This window comes from Archangium sp., from assembly GCF_036388035.1.
Classification (GTDB): domain Bacteria; phylum Myxococcota; class Myxococcia; order Myxococcales; family Myxococcaceae; genus Archangium.
Window position 1 is genome coordinate 1 of record NZ_DASVSO010000739.1, and the last position, 3,511, is coordinate 3,511.

4 protein-coding genes are annotated in these 3,511 nt (G+C 64.5%); 3 read left to right on the forward strand and 1 reads right to left on the reverse strand.

All coding sequences use genetic code 11. From position 1 onward, the window contains the following. On the reverse strand, nt 1–362 hold a 362-nt coding region (locus VF697_RS30385; protein ID WP_331100386.1), incomplete at its 3' end, for a hypothetical protein. Between the two features lie 266 nt (nt 363–628). Here VF697_RS30385 and VF697_RS30390 point away from each other — a divergent pair. The 3 genes from VF697_RS30390 to VF697_RS30400 form a co-directional block, all read left to right on the forward strand. After that, on the forward strand, nt 629–1,444 hold the full coding sequence (locus tag VF697_RS30390; RefSeq protein ID WP_331100388.1) for an alpha/beta hydrolase: 816 nt from the start codon (nt 629–631) through the stop codon (nt 1,442–1,444). 6 nt (nt 1,445–1,450) lie between these two features. After that, nucleotides 1,451–2,698, forward strand: coding sequence for an MFS transporter (locus tag VF697_RS30395; protein WP_331100390.1), 1,248 nt, complete (start codon nt 1,451–1,453; stop codon nt 2,696–2,698). 498 nt (nt 2,699–3,196) lie between these two features. Next, the coding region (locus VF697_RS30400; protein WP_331100392.1) for a hypothetical protein at nt 3,197–3,511 on the forward strand (315 nt) is incomplete at its 3' end.

Sequence of the window (3,511 nt, forward strand, 5' to 3'; positions counted from 1 at the left end):
CCGTACTGCCTCAGGACTGGAACAACGTGGGTCGCGAAGTCGGCCGTGCTGTCGTCGAAGGTCAGCAGGATCGGCTTCGCCGGGGCCGGCGTCTGGAGGGTCATGATGCTGTAGTACTCGTCCGCCGACAGCGTCGTGAACCCGTTGCTCGCGAGGTACGCCATCTGCTCCTGAAACTTCGACAGGGCGAGCTGGTACCGGCCGCTCGGATTGGTGGAGACGACGTGGTAGCACAGCACGGGGATGGAGACGGTGGAGGTGGTCACTTCGGGCGACGCCGACGACCGGGCTACGGAGGCGGTGCCTGCCGTTGGCAGCAGGAGGCCCAAGGCTACCACCAGTATGGTGATGAGATTCTTCATGTTGACCCTTCCGAGGAGATGAAGCAGCTGGCTGTACGAAGAGTCAGAAAGAGATGACAGAGCTGAATTCCAAGGTCAATAGGAAGAGTGTCAGGCGATTTCGGCTCACCAAATGAGAGCGTTTCGAGGAGGTCAGCCGCGGGCCCACCACCAGCCGGAGCGCCTGGCCCGGCTGATACCCGGTCGGGACCCGGAGCTGGAAGTTCCGGGTGCCCAGGGCGTTCGTGTAGTTGCCAAGGACCCACGGGCCGGCGGAGGATCTGACCATGCCCACGACTCGACTTGATGGCCTCTCGCTGCACTTCGAGGAGTCCGGTGCGGGCGCGCCTGTAGTGCTCCTCCACGGGCTCGGCTCCTCGGGACGAGATTGGGAACTCGTCGCGCCTGGGCTCGCGGCCCACCACCGTGTCATTGCCCCCGATGTCCGAGGCCACGGACGCAGCGACAAGCCGGAAGGGCCTTATGGGGTGCCGCTCTTCGCTCGGGATATCGCCACCTTTTGCGATAGCCTGGGCCTCACCGGCGTGCATGTCGTCGGGCTTTCGATGGGGGGCATGATTGGCTTTCAGCTCGCGGTGGATCGGCCGGAGCTCGTGCGCAGCCTGACCATCATCAACAGCGGGCCGGACATGGTGCCGCGGACGTTTCGCATGCGGCTCATGCTCGCCACGCGGATGCTGCTGCTGAAGACGCTCGGGCCGAGGGGAATGGCCAGAGTGCTCGCACCGAAACTCTTTCCCAAGCCGGAGCAGGCGGAGCTCCGGAGGAGGGTAGAGGAGTCGATCGGTTCCAACGAGCCAGGTGCCTACCAACGGGCGACCCGTGGGCTCATCGGTTGGAGCGTCCTCGAGCGGTTGAAGGAGATCTCCTGTCCGGTCCTGGTCCTCGCCTCCGACCGCGACTACACGCCGCTGTCCGCGAAGCAGGCGTATGTCGACCTCCTCGCGGACGCTCGCCTCCAGGTAGTGACGGACTCGGGCCACGCCGCGCCGATGGACCAGCCCGGGCAGATCGTTCAGGCGGTGAAGGACTTCTTCGCCGAGGTCGAAGGGGCGGCTCGCGACACGCGAAGCCTGGGCTGAGCCACCATGACCTCCGCTGCGGCCTCCACCCCTGCTGGTTCGAGCGCGCTCCGCACCCCCGGATACCGGACCTTTCTCATCACGTTCATGTTGGCGATGATGGCCGACAACATCGAGCACGTGATCAGCTACTGGGTGGCGTTCCAGAAGTTCCACTCGGCGGCGCTGGGTGGCTTCGCGGTGGTGTCCCACTGGCTGCCCTTCCTGATGTTCTCGGTGCCGGTGGGCGCGCTCAATGACCGGTTTGATTCCAGACGCCTCATTCAGGCCGGGATGGTGCTCTTCATCATCGCCTCGGTGGGCTGGGGGTACTTCTTCGTCACGGACTCCTTGCGTGTGTGGCACGCGATGGTGCTGCTCACGATCCACGGCTGCGCGGGGGTCCTCTGGAGCACCTCCAGCCAGATGTTGCTCTACGACATCGTGGGCGCGGGCTCCTTGGCCAGCGCGGTACGCCTGAACGCGACGGCCCGTTATCTCGGGGTCCTGGTGGGCCCCGGCGTGGGCAGCATCATCATGCGGACGCTCGGGCCTACCGGAGGCATCTTCGTCAACACGCTGTTCTATCTGCCCCTCCTGCTCTGGTTGATGAGGGCACCCTATGGCCGGCACTTTCGTGGGGTGGCGACAGGCTCCAGGCGTGCCGTCCGGGGCTTCTCCGACATCGTCCAGACCCTTCGCGACGTGCGCGGGATGCCCGTGGTCGCGGCCATGGTGCTGCTGGCGGGGGCGGCGTCCTTCTTCATCGGCAACAGCTACCATGCGCAGATGCCGGGCTTTGCCCAGGATCTGGGCCATGGAGACCCCGGCATGGCCTATACGCTCCTGCTGGGAGCGGATGCGGCCGGTGCGCTGCTCGCGGGCATCCTGCTCGAGACGCGCGGGAAATGGCTGCCGACGTCGCCATCTTCCGCGTTGAGCATGGCATTGCTCTGGGGATGCGCGCTCTTCGCGTTTTCGTTCATGCGCTCGTACCCGGCGGCGATTGTCGTGCTGTTCCTGGCCGGGTTTCTCGAGCTCTCCTTCAGCAGCATGACCCAGGCGCTCGTGCAGCTGAATGCGCCGGACACCATCCGAGGCCGCGTCCTGGGACTCTTCAGCATGTCGGCCTTGGGCCTGCGGGCGTTCAGCGGCGTGACCGTGGGGCTCCTGGGGAGCGTGACCAATATCCACACGTCGCTCGCCGTGTCTGCCCTGGCCTTCGTGACGGTGGCCGGCCTGCTGCTTCTCCGTCGACGCAAGCAAGGCGCATAGGAAGAACCTCTCCAAGACGGCGAGCGCCGCATGACGCGTCAGGAGATGGAGTGCGACCAAGAGTGCGGGAAGTATGTGGCGCGGGCGCCTTCGCTCCGGCGCCCGGTGAATTCTGGGTCAGCCAGTTGCGGTTCTCGATCAGTCAGGATATGTACGGGATTGTACGTTCGACCCCGGCCCGTGGCGTCCGATGGAGTTCTCATTCGTGGATTGTGCATAAGCAAGAGAGCTCCCCGAGAGGCTGCTTGATTGCGATAGCAACCTCCAGGCCCATTGGCTCGTTCATCTTCCGCGAACTGCCCGCGCGTCGCTGACGCTCACCCCCCTCCTATGTATCGGAGGCCCATCTCGATGAGATGAGGCTTCCCTGCGTCTGCTTGGCTTTAAATGAAAATCATGTTTGGAAGACTCAGGCTCCATCACCTTCTTGCGATAACGTTGATGGCATGTGTGGGCCTCGCTTTTCGTGCCGAGGCGTCCCACTTCCGTGGCTCGGACATGTGGGCCACCATCGATGCCAACGGAGTCGTCAAACTGACGGTGCGCACGCGGTGGCGTGAAGGAGTCGCCCCCTTCCCGTTCGCGGGTGTCGATAGCTCACGCTTCGGCCTGACGAATTTCAATTGCCCGAATGGCTCGTCGCTGACCTTGACCCCAGCCGCGGGCCTGCGCGCCGTTCGCGTGTCCGATGGGGCAACGGTGTATACGTGGCCCGCCAACTCCTTTGGTCTCGATGCGACGACCACCGCGACCAACAGCGCGTACGACGGCTATGCCGAACGGACGCAGGTTCTGACCATCCCGCTCGGGAGC